Annotated in this window: 3 protein-coding genes; 2 read left to right on the top strand and 1 reads right to left on the bottom strand. The window is 62.3% G+C overall.

Features of this window, described 5'->3' with window-relative positions; translation table 11 throughout:
* Positions 1 to 49 precede the first annotated feature (49 nt).
* Positions 50 to 511 carry an LPS assembly lipoprotein LptE gene (lptE, locus tag OXG98_01625; GenBank protein ID MCY3770713.1) on the top strand — a complete coding sequence of 154 codons (462 nt, stop codon included), beginning with the start codon at positions 50 to 52 and terminating at the stop codon, positions 509 to 511.
* Positions 512 to 531: 20 nt separating this feature from the next.
* On the opposite strand, the gene OXG98_01620 is transcribed toward lptE, so the two are convergent.
* Positions 532 to 3,009, bottom strand: coding sequence for a tetratricopeptide repeat protein (locus OXG98_01620; GenBank protein MCY3770712.1), 2,478 nt, complete (start codon positions 3,007 to 3,009; stop codon positions 532 to 534).
* Between the two features lie 189 nt (positions 3,010 to 3,198).
* Here OXG98_01620 and OXG98_01615 point away from each other — a divergent pair.
* Positions 3,199 to 3,445 (top strand): Gfo/Idh/MocA family oxidoreductase (locus OXG98_01615; protein MCY3770711.1); only part of this gene is annotated, 247 nt, incomplete at its 3' end.

The following is a 3,445-nucleotide window of genomic DNA, read 5'->3' as shown; positions in this document are numbered from 1 at the left end:
GGTATGACGATATCGCGAATGTCCCCGGAACGCGTTCCTTTGCGTCTTCATGATGATCACCGCGTGCTACTACTCCACGTCACAAGGATCGCGTTCCGGGGACATTCGCGATATCGTCATACCGCTTTTCGAGAACACCACGGTGGAGCCCGGTATCGAGGAGACCCTGACGGATACCGTCATCGAGCAGTTTCTCACCAATGGCGAGTACCGGATCGTGGGCATCCGACAGGCGGACGCGGCCATCATCGGGGTGATCACCGATATACAGGAGGAGTCCGTGGCGTTCTCCGAGGGAACGACAGCCCGGGAAGTCCGCCTGTGGATCGTGGTGGACGTACGTTTTGAAACCGTGGACAAGAAGGAAGTGGTCTGGGAGGAAAGGCAGCTGCGGACCTTTGGCGACTACGCGATAGATACGGGTACGGAAACCGACCGGGAGCCGGCCATCGAAACCGCGATCGACAAAATGGCCGAGGAGATCCTGAACCAGTCCATATCGGGATGGTAGCCGACACCGCGGCGACCGTCTCAACGATCAGGCACTTCCGCATCCGCTTCAACGCTTGAAGCTTCCGATTCTGTCTCCCGATACCACCGGCACCGGTCTATCCACGCTTCCCATGTCCTCGCCACGCCGCCTGAGCCGGCCAGCGCTGCCAGGCGTCCGAAGGTCTCGGCCGACTGTTCGTAACGCTCCAGGTAGAAGTAAGCCATGGCTTCCAGCCGCAGGCTTTCCTGTCGCACGAGTTCGCCCGGGAGTCCGAGCGCATCGGCTTTCGACAGATATTTCAACGCCTGTTCATAGGATCCGGAGAGGAACAGCCAGCGGCCCAAGAGGTAGTAGCCTGCCCCGTAGTCAGGCGCGAGATCGCCCGTGTCCCGCACGGACAGGACGAGGCGCCAATGGCCACTTACGGCGGTCAGGTAGGCCATGATCGTATCCCTGATCGGCTCCCGGTCGAGCACCTCCATCCGGATGGACGCACCGCGCGACATATCGTCCGATGCCTGCAGGTCCACGACCGCTTCGTAGCTGCGCCTGGCATCGTCAATTCTTCCCGTCTTCCAGGCCGTGTCACCCCGGACCAGGTGGGCGTCCGCCAGCAGCCCGACGGTCTGGTCCGGCCGCTCGATCAGCAAGGCGGCCGACTCGGTCCGTTCGTAGTCCGCCAGCCGGTAGGTCCCGTACAGCAGACCTCTCAGGGCCGAAGGATTCTCCGGCGCCAACTCGAGCACGCGGTCGAAATCACGCACGGCCTCCGAATACCGGCGCGCATTGTAGGCCTGCCAGGCCCGGTCGTTCAAAGCGGCCACCTCGTGGGGACAGTGCCGCCTGAAAATGGCGGGTCGAATAAACCGCTGGCGGGCGATGCGGAGCTGGTCTTCCCGCAATTGAATGCCATCCACGAAGGTCTCCCACTCGGCGATCAGTTCCGCCGTAGTCCGGCCGTAGGCTTCCTCCACGGCGCCTTCAGGAAAGGCCTTCTTGAATGCGGACAGGCCATGGCGTTCGATCAGGAAGCGAACGAAAGATCCGCAGAGCGTGTAACTGCGCGAGGATGCGGCCGTCCAGAATCCCGTCATGCTCAGCAGGTTCTCCAGAGGCGGCGCGAGGCCAAGCTCGCGCATGGCGCGGCTCCACTCGTGCGGGTTCATGGGGGCATCCTGCCAGTCCACCGCCTCGGCCAGGCCTTCGTGGAATCCTATCCAGTAGCTGCCTCCGTAGAGTGCGTTTCCGAAAGCGGCGGACACGACATGCACCAGTTCATGTTTCAGCACGGGATGGGGAAATGACGCGTTGTTGAGATGCATTTCATCCGCCCCCGGGCGTTCCATGGAGGTATGCCGGGCGCCCATGAGCCGTTTCTTCTGGTCTGCGTGGGCATAGATGTACGAGGCGATGCGCGTGGACGGAGGCCGCACGTCCAGGTAGTCTGTGACCCGGGCGAGTTGATATTCGTGGTCCCGGGCGATGAGATCGATGTTCCAGGCCGAAATGGTGTTCAGATCGTAGTAGATGTCGAAGTGGGCCGTCTGCCTGTGCCCCCCAAGGGTCTGCTGGATATGCTGCCGGTCGATGACGATCCCCAGTGGCGCCCGGTAGACGTAGGCGACCGCCAGCACGGCAAGACACGCCAGGAACAGCACCCGCATGGCCATTCCGGATGCAGCGGGCGTGGGGGTCTGGGGGAGCGTGGCGCTTTCGCCGGGCGTGGCGCTTCCAGTGGATGCGGCTCTCCCGCCGTCCGGATTGCCGCCGCGGAACGCCAGAAGCCGTGCTGGACGGAGCTTCCAGGTCGACGGGTCGAAACAGAGGTATAGGCCGGCGGCCATCGCCAGCACGCTGACGAGCACGATGGCCCGTGCCGTGAGCAGCGTCGTGGTGATCACCACGACTTCATCGTAGATCGGCCCGGGGAAGTAGCCGATGATCGGATTGTACACGAATACGGGCGGCTGGGTCGCCAGGCGATAGAGGCTGATGCCGATCGATACGAACATGACCCCCAGAAAAAGCAGCGAGGCGCGCAGTCTTCGTTCCACAGCCAGCACGCATACCAACGCGACGGCGGTAGACCACAGGACGCTTATGCCGGGGAGCAGCAGGTAGAACGCAAGGCCTTCGGGCACGTTGCAGAAACCGCTGATCCAGCTCTTGACAAACATCACGGCCATCGGCAGCAGGAGCGTCGAGAGAGAAAGGCCGAAGAGCAGGACGAGCATCGCCGACAGGCGGGTGGGCTGCATGCGGGTGGGCTGCATGCGGGTGGGCTGCCCGTGGGGATGCTGCCCGCGATCCGACCGCCACCCGGCCACGAGATGAATGGTCATCAGGCCTACGGCAAAGGTAGCAATGAAGGCGGTCAGGAAGGCGAACTCGAATCCGAGGTCATCCACGAGGGGCATCTGCGTCATGGCCACCGCGGCTATCGTCAGGACCGCGGTCACGGCCAGGTACGGCCTGCCGCGCAGAATGCGCGTTATGAAGGATTTATCCAGGATCATGTAAGGACCTTGAGAACAGGATCATCGAAGAGCCGTGGGTGTGCATGATACACTGACGGGCTGTCCCGGACCAGAGGATTCGAGGCGTTTTTCCTGTCGGGCCTGCCCGCGTGGCCGTATTATAACTGCGTTTCCGAAACAGAGGTTACCGGTATAAAAAATCGAACCAAAAGCAAGGAGATACGCGCGATGAGCCTGGATCTGGACTATCGTCCGAAACTTGGAAACAAGCAGGATTACGGAATCGGCATCATCGGGGCGGGAGGGATCGTGAACGCCGCGCACCTCCCCGCCTATCGCAAGGCTGGATTCAATGTCGTCGGGTTGACGGACGCAGACGGCGACAAGGCGGACCGGACCGCCCGGATTTTCGAGGTGCCTACGGTGTACCCTTCCGTGGAAGCGCTGCTCGACGACCCCGCGGTGGACATCGTGG

This window comes from Gemmatimonadota bacterium (assembly GCA_026706345.1).
In the GTDB taxonomy this organism is placed as follows: domain Bacteria; phylum JAAXHH01; class JAAXHH01; order JAAXHH01; family JAAXHH01; genus JAAXHH01.
The sequence above is the reverse complement of the archived record's forward strand: the minus strand, read 5'-3'. Positions and strand labels throughout refer to the sequence as shown.